Below are 15246 nucleotides of genomic sequence, written 5' to 3'. Positions count from 1 at the left end.
CAATACATATTCTTTCTTTTAAAAAAAGTTGTTGACATTAATTCTAGAATATGATAAATTAAATCTCGTGCTACTTTAAAAAACAAGTTTTAATAGAATTCAGATTTTAGATATTATTCCACAGTAGCTCAGTGGTAGAGACGAGCATCACTTCCACCGAATATGCTACGAGTAACCCCGAGGAATATACATCTTCGAATAAACTAGAAGACGCAGGGGTCAGCACCTTGGATTAAGTTTTTAAAGTAGTAAGTAATTAAATTTTAATTATTCCACAGTAGCTCAGTGGTAGAGCAATCGGCTGTTAACCGATCGGTCGTAGGTTCGAATCCTACCTGTGGAGCCAATAAACATGGCGGCGTAGCTCAGCTGGCGAGAGCGTACGGTTCATACCCGTGAGGTCGTGGGTTCGATCCCCTCCGCCGCTACCATTTACTTTTAAAACATTAACATCATGGCGGTCGTGGCGAAGGGGTTAACGCACCGGATTGTGGCTCCGGCACTCGTGGGTTCGATTCCCACCGATCGCCCCATATAATGTAATACGGACCCTTAGCTCAGTTGGTTAGAGCTATCGGCTCATAACCGATCGGTCGCAGGTTCGAGTCCTGCAGGGTCCACCATTAAAACTCGGAGGTATACCCAAGTCTGGCTGAAGGGATCGGTCTTGAAAACCGACAGGCGGGTCAAACCGCGCGGGGGTTCGAATCCCTCTACCTCCTCCATTTTAATTTTTATAACTTAATAACCTATGGCTTGGTAGCTGGCCGCTTGCATCCACGAATTAACATCTAAGTGCAGGCCTGTCCCGATGGATACACATCCTTGATTAAACTAGTAGAAGCAGGGACACAGTGGTACTACTAGGAACATAATGTCTATACTATTTTAAAAAGTTAACTTAATAAGCTATGGCTTGGTAGCTCAGTCGGTAGAGCAATGGACTGAAAATCCATGTGTCGGCGGTTCGATTCCGTCCCAAGCCACCATTTATGTACAAGCTGATAGGCTTGTTTTTTTATTGTTATAAAAATGAATGTACAAGTAACAATTAACATCCTCTTGAACAATTCCCTCTAACATTGATTAAAAACTATATGAGATTGTTTCTCATGCACAAATTTATCTAAATTCTGATTGGAAAGTATATGAGAGTTAGTCTCATGTGCATTTTTATAAAAAAACTAATTAAAAAGTATATGACAGCAGGTCTCATGCACATATTCATCTAAATTTCTATTCAAAAAGTATATGAGAACTAACCTCATGCACAAATTCATCTAAATTCCATTCAAAAAGTACATGAGAGCAGGTCTCATGCACAAATTCATCTAAATTCTATTCAAATAGTTTATGAGAGCAGGTCTCATGCACAAACTCATCTAAATTCCGTTTAAAAAGTATATGAGATCCAGATTGATTTTATTAGGCAAAAAATTTGCAAGATATGGTAACGAATGATAATCTTTCTATTAAAGGGTACCATATCCTTTGTATAACTTAATTTATTAGGAGGAATTCATTATGGCAAAATTTGAATTACCAGAATTACCTTATGCATATGATGCATTAGAGCCACATATTGACAAAGAAACAATGAACATCCATCATACAAAGCATCATAATACTTATGTAACAAATTTAAATGCTGCTCTTGAAGGGCAAGCAGATCTACAAGGGAAGTCACTAGAGGATCTAGTTAGCAATCTTGATGCTGTTCCTGAAAGTGTTCGTACAGCTGTACGTAATAATGGTGGTGGCCATGCTAACCACAGCCTATTCTGGAAAGTTCTTTCTCCAAATGGTGGCGGTGAGCCAACTGGTGAACTAGCTGAAAAAATTAATGCTAAATTCGGTAGCTTTGATAAATTTAAAGAAGAATTCGAAACAGCAGCAAAAGGTCGTTTCGGTTCTGGTTGGGCTTGGTTAGTATTAAACAATGGTGAAGTAGAAGTTACGAGCACACCAAACCAAGATTCTCCATTAATGGAAGGTAAAACTCCATTACTAGGATTAGACGTTTGGGAGCATGCTTATTATCTTAACTATCAAAACCGTCGTCCTGATTATGTTTCTGCATTCTGGAATGTAGTAAATTGGGAAGAAGTAGCTAAAAACTATAACGAAGCAAAATAAGTTAATTGAAAAGATGAGAAGGATATCTATGGTTTCTCCATAGTATCCTTCTTTTTTTCTTTTCGTATATCTCATATTGAATTGTTCACACTAAAGAAAGAGAGAGAAAAGGGGCAATTCACTATGAATAAAACCTTACAAAAGGTTATTGGAACAACAGAAATTAATCGAGATTTAATTCTTTTATTAGTAATAGGTGGTTTATACTCACTCGGTCTTTACCTATCAAATACGTTTGTGAACGTATACTTATGGAAGCAAGCAGAGGGAAATTTCTACACCATTGCAACTTACAATTTAGCGATATTTATTCTGCAACCAATAACATTTATTATTGCAGGTAAAATTGCTAAAAAAGTAGATCGAGTCATTGTATTGAGGTTAGGAGTATCCTTTTTATCTTTATTTTTTTTAACTGTGTTACTAATTGGAGAGCATGCAGCATACTTTAACTTTTTACTTGGGAGTCTTTTAGGTATTGGCTATGGATTTTATTGGTTAGCATTCAATGTGCTTACATTTGAAATTACTGAGCCAGAAACGAGAGACTTTTTTAATGGGTTTCTTGGGATATTACAATCACTCGGCGGTATGGTAGGGCCATTCTCTGCAGGTTTTATCATTTCCAAGATGGAAGCGAATATTGGATATAGTACTATATTTACAGTATCTTTTCTTTTGTTTATTTGTGCCGTTATTTGCAGTTTCTTTTTACAAAGAAGACCTGCTGAAGGAGTATATTTATTTAAGAGGATTGTTCAAGAAAGAAAGAATAATAAAAACTGGAATCGAATTTTAAATGCCCACCTATTTCAAGGGCTACGGGAAGGGATCTTTCTTTTTGTTATAACCATTTGGGTTTATATTGTGACACAAAGTGAGTTATCGCTTGGAATGTTTAATTTATATTTTTCTGGTTTCTCATTTGTGTTTTACTATCTTGCTACCAAATTTATAAAACCCAATCGAAGAAGAAAAGCGATACTAATTGGTAGCCTTATGTTGTACTTATCACTATTTCTTATCATTGCTCATGCGAGTTATTTCACATTAATCTTATATGGAATTATTATTGGAATAGCCTATCCAATTATTAACGTACCATATATATCGATGACGTATGATGTGATAGGAAAAGCGTGGAAAGCTGCTGATTTAAGAATTGAGTATATTGTTGTGAGAGAGTTATTTTTAAATATAGGAAGGGTAGTCTCTATTGTCTTTTTTATCATTGGAATAACTATCTTTGAAACGGAATCGATTATACCAATATTATTAGTTGTTTTTGGTGCTTTACATTTAGGTGTATATTTCTTTATTAGGAAAATTGGATTGAAGAGTTCCTTTAAAAAAGCAGTAATGATTAAAGACCAAATTTCCGATGAAAAAAATCGTTAAACATTATATAAAATGATATAATATACCATGAGAAAGAGACTATTAATTGTTTTGGGGGAGAAAAATGAAAAAAGAAAAAAAGAAAAAGGCCCAACTTCCCTTTCGTTTAAATATATTATTTTTCGTTGTGTTTTTATTATTTGCTGTACTCATCTTGCAACTAGGTGTAGTTCAAATACTTAAAGGTGAAGAGTTTCAAAAAGAGATTGAAAAGACTACACAAGATATAACGAAATTACCTGTTCCACGTGGTGAAATTTATGATAGAAATTACAATGTAATTGTCAAAAATAAACCGATGTATGCTATTACGTATACACCTCAAAAAGGGGTACAGGCAAAAGAACGACTGGAAGTAGCTCAAAAACTTTCTAAGTATATTAATATGTTTAAACCAAATAAAAAGGATAAAAAAGAACAAATTGAGCGAATAACAGATCGGGAAAAAAAGGAATATTGGTATTTGCTAAATGAAGAAGAAGCACTTAATAAACTGACGGATGAAGAAGCAAGTGAAATGAAGCCGGCAGAACAATACAGAACGATTTTAGAGAGGATTACGGAACAAGAATTTAATAGTAATCTGACAGAAGATGATTATGAAATTATTCTTATTAAAAGAGAATTAGACCGAGCTTTTGCACTAACTCCGCAAGTAGTAAAAAGTGAAAATGTAACACCAGAAGAATATGCAAGAGTAGCAGAACATCTAGCCTTATTACCAGGAATCAATGCTACAACAGATTGGGTAAGGGAATACCCTTATGAAGATACAATACAAGGGTTACTTGGAGATGTGTCAACAGAAAAACAAGGAATTCCGGCTGAAAGAGTAGATTATTATTTAGCGAAAGGATATAACCGAAATGATCGGGTAGGCCAAGAAGGTTTAGAATTCCAATATGAAGACATTCTAAGAGGTCGTAAAGAACAAGTAAAATATACGATGAGTAAAAGTGGTGTCATACTAAATTCTGAAGTTGTAGTTCCAGGAGAAAGTGGTAAAGATTTAATATTGACAATCGATATGGAATTTCAACAGATGGTCGATGAAATATTGCGTTCTGAATTAGAAGCAGCTACAAGAGGTGGTAACAATAAATATCTTCGTGATATGATTGCTGTTGCTATGGATCCGAATACTGGTGAACTATTAGCTGTATCAGGTCAGTCTCTTAATAAAGATAAAACTAAAATAATAGACGCCCCGTACAAGGCATTACACGATGCCCATATACCCGGTTCTACCATAAAAGGTGCAACCGTGTTAGCAGGTTACGATTCAGGAGTAATTAGCCCTGGTCATCGCGAATTTGATACACCAATTAAAATAGCAGGGTCACCAACTGTTAGTTCCTGGAAAAACTTAGGGATGGTAAATGACATCGATGCATTACGATTATCCTCCAACGTCTATATGGCATATATAGCGATGAGAATGGGTGGAGAGTATAATTATAAACCTGGGAAGTCAGTTAGTTTTAATCGGAATGCCTTTTATGACATGCGTTATTATTTTAACCAATTTGGATTAGGGGTAAAAACAGGTGTTGATTTTCCAGAAGAATCACCTGGTTATGTAGGCTCAATAAATGTGGAAGGTGCTGCAGGTTTATTTCAGCAATTTGCATTTGGACAATACGATACGTATACGGCAATGCAATTAGCTCAGTATGTATCGACTATAGCTAATGGAGGGTATCGCGTCCAACCCCAATTTGTTAAAGAAGTCCGTAATCCAACTTCAGAAGAGGATGGGCTTGGTAATATATATAGAAGTATGAATACGAATATATTAAACAAGATTACAATGGATGATTCTTTACTTAATCGAGTTCAAGAAGGTTTCCGACAAGTGTTCCAAGCACCAGGTGGAACAGCGTATAGTTACTTTAGAGACGTCGACTATAGTCCCGCTGGAAAGACTGGAACCGCCCAATTTAAATTCTTTGTTGATGGAAATGAAATTGATACAATTAATTTAACAATGGTTGCCTATGCACCACATGATAATCCAGAAATTGCAATATCAGTAATTGTTCCTCAGCTTGATCTGGATGAAACAAGAATTAATAGTGACATTACGAAACGAATTTTCGATGCATATTTCGAATTAAAAGAAAAACGTGCAAATAATAATACTGAACAAGAAAATGATGAGAATGAAGAAGAGACAGAGGAAGAAAATGAATAAGTTGAACCCTAAGGCTAATTTTTGTGCCTTAGGGTATTTTTATAGATTTAAGATTTGTAACTTCACAATAACTTTACAAACTGTTAATACGTAATTCATATTAAGAAGTTATGATTATAGTAAAGGGGAGACGAAATATGCGAATTCGGGAACAATATCAGAACGAAATGGATGAATTAATTCAGGATATAATTTCGTTGGCTAATCAAGCGAAAAAAGCATTTAGTGATTCGATTGATGCATTATTTAATCAAGACATTGAACTTGCGAAGAAAATTGTAGAAGATGACAAAATAATCGATAAGAATGAAGCGGCAATTAATGATAAAGTAATTTTAATGATTGCCAAGCAACAACCAGTTGCAACTGATTTACGGCGTTTAATCATTGCTCTTCGTGTTGTGACTGACTTAGAAAGAATTGGGGATAATGCAAAAAATATATCAAAAGCAGCGATGCGCTTAGGAGAAGACTACCAGGATGAACTTCCTAGAGAATTGAAAATTATGCGTGATCATGCATTGGTAATGTTAGAAACAGCAGTAAGTGCTTTTCAAAACGAAGATATTCAGACTGCTCTCAAATTAGCCGATATGGATGATAAGGTAGATAAACTCTATAAACAAGTTGTAACAGATATGTTAAGTAAAAAAGCGATGAACTCAGATCAAGTTCAATATGTCATGCAAATTGCTTTTAGTGCACGTTTTATTGAACGTACATGCGATCATATTACAAATATTGGCGAAAGCATTGTGTTTTTAGTAAAAGGTGAAATTGTTGATTTAAACGATTAAGTTAAAAATTAATAAAAAAAGGAAGAGGTATTGAAAGGATGTAAACTCCTAATATACCTCTTCCTTTTTATTTTGTTAATGCTTCTGCAATTTCATAGAAACTCATATCACTAGCTATTGTAAACTCACCAAGTTGAATTCGAACAACATATCCTTCGTCTTCTAAGTACGTTATAAACTCATCGGCATTTTCAATAATCCCATTACTTTCTAATTCTTTACTGATTGTAGATGGTGCCATACCTGAAGTGATAGATACAGTATATGTTTTGGTAGTTTCCTTCTCTTCTTGATCTTCTACTTCTTCTTTTTGTTCTTGGTTATTTTCCTCCGTATCTTCATCGGAAGAACTTTCTTCGTTTTTGGATTCAGTTTCATTGGACTCAGAATCCTCATTCTTCGTATCATCAGAAGCTATTTCAGTTTCTTTTTTACTTACTTCACCACTGATTGATAAAGAGATATAGTCATCCTCAGTAAGTACTCGGTAACCTTTGTCTTTTAATTCTTCGACAATATGTTCAATTGGAACTTCTGATATATCTTGTTTAGTTCCATTAGTAAAGTAGTTAACGGCTAACATTATTACTGCAGCGGTAAATAAACCAACTGCAAATCCACGTATTGTTTGTTTCATGTTTCCCACCTTAAATTAATAGATTAATAGTATTCACTTTCTCCAATACCATCTGTTAGAAGTTCTTCTTCTAGAACTTTCACTTTTTTCTTTAATTGATACGTATCCTGCATGGTAGAAACTGATAATTGTTCTAATTCACTTTCAATCTTTTCGAAACGGTCATTCATAAAGTATGAAAGGATAAATAGAGCAATAGCAATTACCACAATGGATACTCCAACTGCAAGTAGCATCTTATTACCTCCAATCTATTCATTACTATTTATATCACACAATTCGACAAGATGAAACTATAATTTTTTTCCATACACTTGATTGATTAGCAAACATCTGCTATTATTAATAAGTCTGAAATGAACTAATAATGCAAGTTTGCAAGTTAAGATAAGTTTGGAGGGAAAAACATGAGAGTAAACATTACTTTAGCTTGTACTGAAACAGGAGATCGTAATTATATTACAACAAAAAACAAACGTACGAATCCTGAACGTATTGAGCTTATGAAATATTGCCCACGTCTTAAAAAACATACGTTACACCGTGAAACAAAATAATCTTTTTACTTTAGAAGCTTGCTCTCAACACATTAGAGCAAGCTTTTTTCTACATTCAGGATATTAAAAGTAGGGAGAGATCTGGAGTGGAAAAAAAAGAAGAATTACGGAATCAGACCATTAACTTATTAAAAAATCTAGCAAACGAAAAAGTAGAGATTGAAACAAGATTGCATAATCAGTTATTTCAATCCACCTATTGGAAACAGGCAAAGACTATTGGGATAACAATCTCTAACGGGATAGAATGGGACACGAAATTAATTATTGAACAAGGTTGGGCTGATGAAAAAATCATGGTTGTTCCTAAATGTATACCGGAAGAAAAGAAACTTGAATTTTACCAATTACATAACTTTAGTGAATTAGAGACGGTATATTTTAATTTATTAGAACCTAAACCTGTGGAAAGTAATAAAGTTCATCCGAATCGAATAGATTTAGTCATTGTTCCTGGAGTGGTATTTCATTCGAAAGGTTATCGAATTGGATTTGGGGGAGGATACTATGATCGGTTTTTGGCGTATTATAATGGTATCTCATTATCCATATTGCATACTAAACAATTAATTGAAATGATGCCAATCGAGTCCCATGATATTGCAGTAGATCATTTGCTTACGGAACAAGGGTTTATTAAATAAGAAGATGCTCGAATAATTTTACATAGATGGATAAAACTATAAATAGTTAGCCTTTAGAAAGGGTGTTTATAGTTGAGAGTATTTGTAATTTTAACAGTAATAGTAGGGCTTTTTTCAATATTGTATAAGTGGCGTTATAAAATGATGAATGCCATGTTGGCAGTGAGCTTTTTAAGGAAAATAGCTGTTTCAATTTCCATGAATATGCCATCTATCCGTAAAAATATACTGCCAAGTATATTTAAAGATACGGTGGAACCTACGAATTAATGTTAAAAGAGCTGTCTAAACAGTTCTTTTTTTTTGGAAAGAATTCTTTACTTCTTTTTGGTATGATAGGTATAGGGAGGGGAATGAATGGACATAAAATCAACATACATGATGTACAAAATTGCTCATCATCTTACAGTAGAAAACGGATATGAGGCTATCCATATTAATAATAATTTAGCTGAAATTTGGTTAGAAAAGTATGAGGAGAAAACGTCTCGTGTTGTTCGTATTTCTACTGTTGGATTCGACTGGAAAAACCATCTCAAAAAAGATATTGCAATTGTGTTTCAAAAGACAAGAGCAATGCGAAAATTATTACAAGGTAAACAAATTGAAATACATAATGTATATATTTCCCCTTTTACGCCTATTGACAGCTGGGAAATGCTAAAGAAACCATTAATGGTACAAGAGAAGAATCCAATTAAAATGAAAATCTATTATTTATCTGGTGATGAAATTGTCACAGAAAAAAATCGCCTTAGTGAAAATATTGGAGCTGTATTCCCAAACGTAGAAACAATACCGGAAGAAAATCTAGAGCATTCAATCCAGCAATTAAAGCTAGAATTATACAATAAAATTAAAGAAAAACAGAAAAAAGAAGAAGGTATTTTCTCTTTTGGTAAACCAATATTTACTTACCTGTTAATTGCTATAAATGCCATCTTATTTTTATTATTAGAGTGGAATGGTGGTAGTGAAAATCATCTAACGTTAATTGAATTTGGAGCAAAATATAATCCATTAATAATAGATGGAGAATGGTGGCGGATTGTCACTTCCATGTTCTTACATATTGGTCTATTACACTTTGCTTCTAATATGTTATTTCTCTATTTCTTTGGGTCGCTAGCTGAGCGTATTTATGGTTCAGTTAGATTCTTAATAATTTATATGCTTGCAGGTGTAGGTGGGGGAGTTGCTAGCTTTGCACTTGTAACCAACTTATCAGCTGGTGCTTCAGGAGCATTATATGGGTTGTTCGGCGCATTTCTATATTTTGGTATATTCCATAAACGTATCTTTTTTCAAACGATTGGAACGAATATATTATTCTTATTAGGAATTAATATCATTCTTGGTTTCTCTATGCCACAACTGGATGTTACAGCTCATTTTGGGGGATTAATTGCTGGGTTCGTTGCTAGTGCTATCGTCCACTTTCCAAAGAAGAAAAATATAATGACTCAAGTAATTGGAATCGGTATTTATTTGATTGTTGTCGGTTGGATGTTCTTGTTTGGTGTAGACAATAACGAAGCAAATGCAACGTATCAATTAATGAAGATTGATCAGTTACTACCAGATGAAAAATATGAAGAAGTAATTGATAGTGCAACAAAAGGACTCGAAAATCCAGAAGATGTGGAAGCGTTACTTTTATTTCAACGTTCCTATGCATATATACAATTAAATGAGTTAGAAAAAGCGATTGAGGATTTAGAAGCGTGTATAAAAGTAATGGAGGATCCAAAAGAATTGCCACAAGCTTATTTCAATTTAAGTATACTGTATATTGAAACAGAAGATGAACGTGCTAAGGAAATGCTTCAGAAAGCATATGAATTAAATCCTAATGATGAACGAGTAATCGAGTTATATGAAAGTCTTGATAAAAATTAGAATTTTAATATGAATAAATATTGATGGCCCCAGAATAATGTTTACTTTCTGGGGTTTCTTGTATGCTCGTTTAAAGAGAATAGTAGTGTATAGAAATAGTTACCATACATAAACTAACAGATATCAAATAATATTGCATGGAGGAACTATGGAAAAAGAAAAGCAACCAGTATTTTCGTCATACGAACAGAATAACTCCTATATGCAAGAACGATTACAAATAGACAAAAGCTTTGATATCGTTAATTTAGACTTAGAATATGCTGGAAGAAAAATGTCGATGTTTTTTATTGACGGCTTTGCAAAAGACGATATTTTACATCTGTTGATGAAATTTTTAGCTAAACTCGAACCAGAACATTTAGAACCAGATGCTTTAACAAAATTACTGAAACAATATTTACCATATGTTGAATTAGATCAAGTAGATGATTTAAATCAAGCGGCAGATACCATTCTAGCAGGTCCAACCGCCTTAATAGTGGAAGGGGTAAATAAAGTAATAATTATTGATGCTAGAACATATCCTGTCCGTTCTCCAGGTGAACCTGACTTAGAACGAGTTGTTCGGGGTTCACGTGATGGCTATGTAGAGACAATTGTATTTAACACTGCATTAACCCGTAGAAGAGTACGTGATCGTTCGTTAAGAATGGAATATATGCAAATTGGGAGACGCTCGTTAACTGATATATGTATTTGTTATTTAGAAGATATTGCCGATAAAAAAAGAGTTGAGGATCTGAAAAGTAAATTAAAAGAAATTGATACTGATGGATTACCGATGGCTGAAAAAACAGTCGAAGAGTATATAAGTGGTAGACATTGGAACCCATTTCCTACCGTACGTTATACGGAGAGACCAGATACAGCTGCTGCCCATTTGTATGAGGGACATATATTAATCATCATTGATGGTTCACCAAGTGTTATTATTACACCAACAACGTATTGGCATCATTTACAGCATGCTGAAGAGTATCGGCAAAAACCGTTAATTGGTGCTTACTTACGATTTGTTAGGTTTATTGCTGTATGGGCATCTATTTTTATTTTGCCATTGTATTATTTATTCTCGACTAATCCTGAACTTCTACCAGAGCAACTAGCATTTATTGGCCCCAATGAAATGGGGACTATTCCAATATTAATTCAGTTTCTTATAGCCGAATTAGGTATTGATATGTTACGAATGGCGGCCATACATACTCCAACCTCTTTAGCTACTGCAATAGGGCTAGTAGCTGCAATACTCATCGGACAAGTTGCTATTGAAGTAGGATTATTTTCATATGAAGTGATTCTTTATTTAGCTGTTGCAGCAATTGGTACTTATGCAACACCAAGTTATGAAATGAGTCTTGCTAACCGGATTGTCCGGCTATTTTTACTACTTGCAGCTGCTGCGTTTGGAGTAGTTGGGTATATGATAGCATTATTATTCTTGCTCATTTATACAGTCCGTATGAGGTCATTTGAAATACCCTACTTTTGGCCGGTATTACCGTTTTCACCTCGTGCATTTCGTGATGTCTTTATTCGCACACCAATACCACTTAAACGAAAAAGGCCTTCCATACTACATCCTGAGGACCCAGACCGATAAAGGTATGGGTCTTTTTTACATTAACAAAAAACTATTTCTTTTGGTGCGTTTTGCTATATAATAGAAATTGGTGATAAGAGTGAAAACGTTATATGACGTACAGCAAGTATTAAAAAGATTTGGAACATTTATTTATACAGGGGATAGACTTGGAGATTTGGAGTTAATGCAAAACGAAATAACCGAATTATACAAAGCAGGTTTAATAGATATAGAATCTTATCGAACTGCTATATTAGTCATCCGTCATGAGATAAATAACTATATTTCAAAAAAAGGGTGAATTGTAATGAATAAAAACATTATCATTGGAGTAGATATAGGAGGTACTACAGTAAAAATTGGTATACTACAATCTACTGGTGAAATAATTGAAAAATGGGAAATTGAAACTACAAAATCAAATGATGGTAAAATCGTAATTGATCAGATTTGGAGCTCTGTATTAGCTAAATTAACGACTTTAGAATTGGATACAAACGATGTACTGGGTATCGGCATTGGTGCACCAGGATTTATTGATGGAGAAAATGGGTATGTATATGAAGCAGTTAATATTGGGTGGAAAGAATTTAATCTAAGAGATTATATGACTAGTAAAACTGGATTACCAGTATATGTTGAGAATGATGCTAATATTGCAGCATTAGGTGAAAACTGGTTAGGTGCAGGCCATAAGGCAAAAGATGTGATTGCTGTGACACTTGGAACAGGAGTTGGCGGTGGTATCATTGCTAAAGGTAAAATTTTAAATGGTATTAACGGGACAGCAGGGGAAATAGGACATATAATTGTCGATCCAAATGGATATGCTTGTAATTGTGGTCGAACAGGATGTTTGGAAACCATTGCTTCTGCAACAGGAGTGGTAAGGCAAGCAATGAAAATAATTGAAAATAAACCTTCTAGTCCACTTGCTTTGCAATACGCACAAAATGGTAAAATTACATCTAAGCTAATCTTTGATTTGGCTAAACAAGGTGATAAAGATTGTAATCATATTATCGACTATACTGCTAATACGTTGGGAATGGCTTTAGCAAATTTAGCAGTGACCATTAATCCTTCGATGATCTTAATTGGTGGGGGTATGTCTAATGCTGGTGAACAATTATTACAACCGATTAAAGATTCATTTACAAAATATGCTCTACGAAGAACAAGTGAAGCATGTGAAATTAAAATTGCAGAATTAGGTAATGATGCTGGAATCATTGGTGCTGCATACTTAGTTCAACAGAATCTAGCTTAATCGATAATAATTTCTCCTATAAATTGTAACAATCTTGAAACCTTTTTGTTGTTTTATTCGTCTTAATAGATAGTTTGTTTAGTTCAAATGGTTTTCATGCCGTTACTATCAAAATAAATCTGCATATAGTAAAGTAGTAGTTTTTAGGAGGAAATAATATGAAACGTAAAGGAAAAAATATTCCTTTATATGTATTAGCGACATTAATATTCGGGTTAAAAACCTACATCGTATACCGTTTCTTTTTCAGTCTTGATCTAGAAAATGGTATGCAAGAATTAATTTTATTTATTAATCCGTTTGTATCAGCCTTTCTAGTATTTGCTGTAAGTGTATGGATTAAGACACCGGAAAGGCAAATGAAGTATCTACGGTATATGGTGTTAATTGGGACACTTATAATTTATGCAAACCTAGTATTCTACCGGTCTTTTTCGGACTTTATAACTCTTCCACAACTAGGGCAAGGTGGAAATGCAGGGGATTTAGGTTCCAGTATTCTTTCATTAATAAAAGTATATGATATTATACTATTTATTGATGTCATCATAGTTTGGTATTTAAGTAAAAAGCATGTGATTAAAGTAAAGACCAGCTATCCAAAAAGTGGAAAAATATGTGCTTTTGCTTTATCGCTTGCTTTATTAGTGGGTAATTTCTTTTTAGCAGAAATGGAACGTCCCCAATTATTTACTAGAGCATTTGACAGGGAATATTTAGTAAAATATATTGGTTTGTTTAATTATCATATTTATGATGCTGTACTTCATTCTAAAGTTAAAACACAGCATGTTTTTGCAGATGGTAGTGAGTTACCATCCATTGACGAATATGTTAATAACGAAATAAAACAAAATGGCAAATCAGATTTATTTGGAATTGCGGAAGGAAAAAATGTTATCTTTATTTCTGCAGAATCGATTCAAAGCTTCGTAATTGGTAATACAGTAAATGGGCAAGAAGTTACACCATTCCTTAATCGCTTAGTTGAAGATGAAGATACGTATTACTTTGAAAATTTTTATCACCAAACAGAACAAGGAAAAACTTCTGATTCAGAATTTCTAACAGAAAATTCATTATACCCTTTACCAAGGGGAGCAGTGTTTTATACCCATGCACAAAATGATTATCGAGCGATGCCAGAAATTTTAGGTAATGAGGGGTATTATACAACGGTATTCCATGCAAATAATGATAGTTTCTATAATCGTGACCAAATGTATCCTAATTTAGGGTTTGACTATTATTATGATCAAGATGCATATGAAGTGAACGAGAATAATAGTATTGGTTGGGGCTTAAAGGATAAACAATTTTTTGAGCAATCTATGAAGTATTTACAGACTCTTGAAGAACCGTACTATGCGAAGTTCATTACATTAACAAACCATTTTCCATTTGAACTTGATGTAAAAGATCGGTCAATTGATCGCTATGATTCAAACTCAAATACGTTAAACAATTATTTTCCAACTGTTCGTTACATGGATGAATCCATTGAATTATTCTTTAACCAATTAAAAGATGCAGGGATTTATGAAGATTCGATTATCATTATTATGGGAGATCACTATGGAATAAGTTCTAACCATAATAAAGCAATGAGTCAATATCTTGATAAAGAGGAAATTACACCATATGATCATGTTCAATTACAGCGTGTACCATTGTTTATTCATATCCCAGGTCATGGAGAAGGGGAAGTAAAATCAACTATTTCCGGCCAAATTGATATGAAACCAACTATTCTAAGTCTACTTGGAATTGAAAATGATGAGGATATTTACTTTGGAAATGATTTATTTAACGAAGATCGAAAAGGATATGTCATCTTACGTAATGGAGATTATATAACAAAAGATTATATCTATACGAGCGACAATTGTTATAATTTTACAACAGGCGAATTGCTGGATGAAACTGATGCGAATGCTTGTTTTGAATTTACAGAGAAAGTAAATCAGGAATTAAGTTATTCCGATGACATCATTTACGGAGATCTATTCCGATTTGTGGATTTTGGTGAAGAAAAGTAGAATCTTACTAAATAAAAATAGTTTTAAATGAATAAACACCACATGTGGCCCGGAAATATATATTGTTTTCCGTGGGTGAATGTGGTG

The 15246-nt window shown here is 33.8% G+C and carries 14 protein-coding genes and 6 tRNA genes; 18 read left to right on the top strand and 2 right to left on the bottom strand.

What is annotated here, in order from left to right; all coding sequences use genetic code 11:
* Positions 1-271: 271 nt before the first annotated feature.
* The 10 genes from IEV35_RS05245 (at position 272) to phoU (ending at position 6525) form a co-directional block, all read left to right on the top strand.
* Positions 272-346: transfer RNA gene (locus IEV35_RS05245), tRNA-Asn, on the top strand.
* Between the two features lie 8 nt (positions 347-354).
* Positions 355-431, top strand: a tRNA-Met gene (locus tag IEV35_RS05240).
* Positions 432-457: 26 nt separating this feature from the next.
* Positions 458-533, top strand: a tRNA-His gene (locus tag IEV35_RS05235).
* Between the two features lie 13 nt (positions 534-546).
* Positions 547-623 (top strand) — tRNA-Ile (locus IEV35_RS05230).
* Between the two features lie 9 nt (positions 624-632).
* Positions 633-725, top strand: a tRNA-Ser gene (locus tag IEV35_RS05225).
* Positions 726-913: 188 nt separating this feature from the next.
* Positions 914-989 (top strand) — tRNA-Phe (locus IEV35_RS05220).
* Between the two features lie 535 nt (positions 990-1524).
* The gene (gene sodA, locus IEV35_RS05215; RefSeq protein WP_188383648.1) at positions 1525-2136 is read left to right on the top strand and encodes a superoxide dismutase SodA; all 612 of its coding nucleotides are present in this window, start codon (positions 1525-1527) and stop codon (positions 2134-2136) included.
* A gap of 123 nt (positions 2137-2259) precedes the next feature.
* Positions 2260-3534 (top strand): MFS transporter, encoded by a 1275-nt coding sequence (locus IEV35_RS05210; protein WP_188383647.1) that lies wholly within the window; start codon positions 2260-2262, stop codon positions 3532-3534.
* Positions 3535-3598: 64 nt separating this feature from the next.
* Entirely contained in the window at positions 3599-5728 is a 2130-nt protein-coding gene (locus tag IEV35_RS05205) for a peptidoglycan D,D-transpeptidase FtsI family protein (protein WP_188383646.1), read from the top strand.
* 137 nt (positions 5729-5865) lie between these two features.
* The gene (gene phoU, locus IEV35_RS05200) at positions 5866-6525 is read left to right on the top strand and encodes a phosphate signaling complex protein PhoU (RefSeq protein ID WP_188383645.1); all 660 of its coding nucleotides are present in this window, start codon (positions 5866-5868) and stop codon (positions 6523-6525) included.
* A gap of 67 nt (positions 6526-6592) precedes the next feature.
* Here the strand turns inward: phoU and IEV35_RS05195 are convergent, their stop codons facing one another.
* Positions 6593-7162: a hypothetical protein gene (locus tag IEV35_RS05195; RefSeq protein ID WP_188383644.1), complete on the bottom strand. Its 570-nt coding sequence runs from the start codon at positions 7160-7162 to the stop codon at positions 6593-6595.
* A gap of 23 nt (positions 7163-7185) precedes the next feature.
* Positions 7186-7398, bottom strand: coding sequence for a hypothetical protein (locus IEV35_RS05190; RefSeq protein ID WP_188383643.1), 213 nt, complete (start codon positions 7396-7398; stop codon positions 7186-7188).
* Between the two features lie 171 nt (positions 7399-7569).
* On the opposite strand from IEV35_RS05190, the gene rpmG reads away from it, so the two are divergent.
* From rpmG to IEV35_RS05150, 8 genes are all read left to right on the top strand, one after another.
* On the top strand, positions 7570-7719 hold the full coding sequence (gene rpmG, locus IEV35_RS05185) for a 50S ribosomal protein L33 (protein WP_026681152.1): 150 nt from the start codon (positions 7570-7572) through the stop codon (positions 7717-7719).
* Between the two features lie 86 nt (positions 7720-7805).
* On the top strand, positions 7806-8363 hold the full coding sequence (locus tag IEV35_RS05180; protein ID WP_229740657.1) for a 5-formyltetrahydrofolate cyclo-ligase: 558 nt from the start codon (positions 7806-7808) through the stop codon (positions 8361-8363).
* A 72-nt stretch (positions 8364-8435) separates the two neighbouring features.
* Complete coding sequence (gene yqgO / locus IEV35_RS20295; RefSeq protein WP_188383642.1) at positions 8436-8633, top strand: protein YqgO; 198 nt, start codon at positions 8436-8438, stop codon at positions 8631-8633.
* 87 nt (positions 8634-8720) lie between these two features.
* A complete protein-coding gene (locus IEV35_RS05170; RefSeq protein ID WP_188383641.1) occupies positions 8721-10262 on the top strand; it encodes a rhomboid family intramembrane serine protease in 1542 nt (513 codons plus the stop codon).
* Positions 10263-10410: 148 nt separating this feature from the next.
* On the top strand, positions 10411-11868 hold the full coding sequence (locus IEV35_RS05165; protein WP_188383640.1) for a spore germination protein: 1458 nt from the start codon (positions 10411-10413) through the stop codon (positions 11866-11868).
* A gap of 70 nt (positions 11869-11938) precedes the next feature.
* Positions 11939-12151, top strand: a complete 213-nt coding sequence (locus tag IEV35_RS05160; RefSeq protein ID WP_373284692.1) for a YqgQ family protein — start codon at positions 11939-11941, stop codon at positions 12149-12151.
* Positions 12152-12157: 6 nt separating this feature from the next.
* Positions 12158-13120 carry an ROK family glucokinase gene (locus IEV35_RS05155; protein ID WP_188383638.1) on the top strand — a complete coding sequence of 321 codons (963 nt, stop codon included), beginning with the start codon at positions 12158-12160 and terminating at the stop codon, positions 13118-13120.
* Positions 13121-13278: 158 nt separating this feature from the next.
* Positions 13279-15159 (top strand): LTA synthase family protein, encoded by a 1881-nt coding sequence (locus IEV35_RS05150; protein ID WP_188383637.1) that lies wholly within the window; start codon positions 13279-13281, stop codon positions 15157-15159.
* Positions 15160-15246: the final 87 nt, after the last annotated feature.

Origin of the sequence: Ornithinibacillus halotolerans (genome assembly GCF_014637405.1) — a bacterium.
In the GTDB taxonomy this organism is placed as follows: Bacteria; Bacillota; Bacilli; order Bacillales; family Amphibacillaceae; genus Ornithinibacillus; species Ornithinibacillus halotolerans.
The sequence above is the reverse complement of the archived record's forward strand: the minus strand, read 5'-3'. Positions and strand labels throughout refer to the sequence as shown.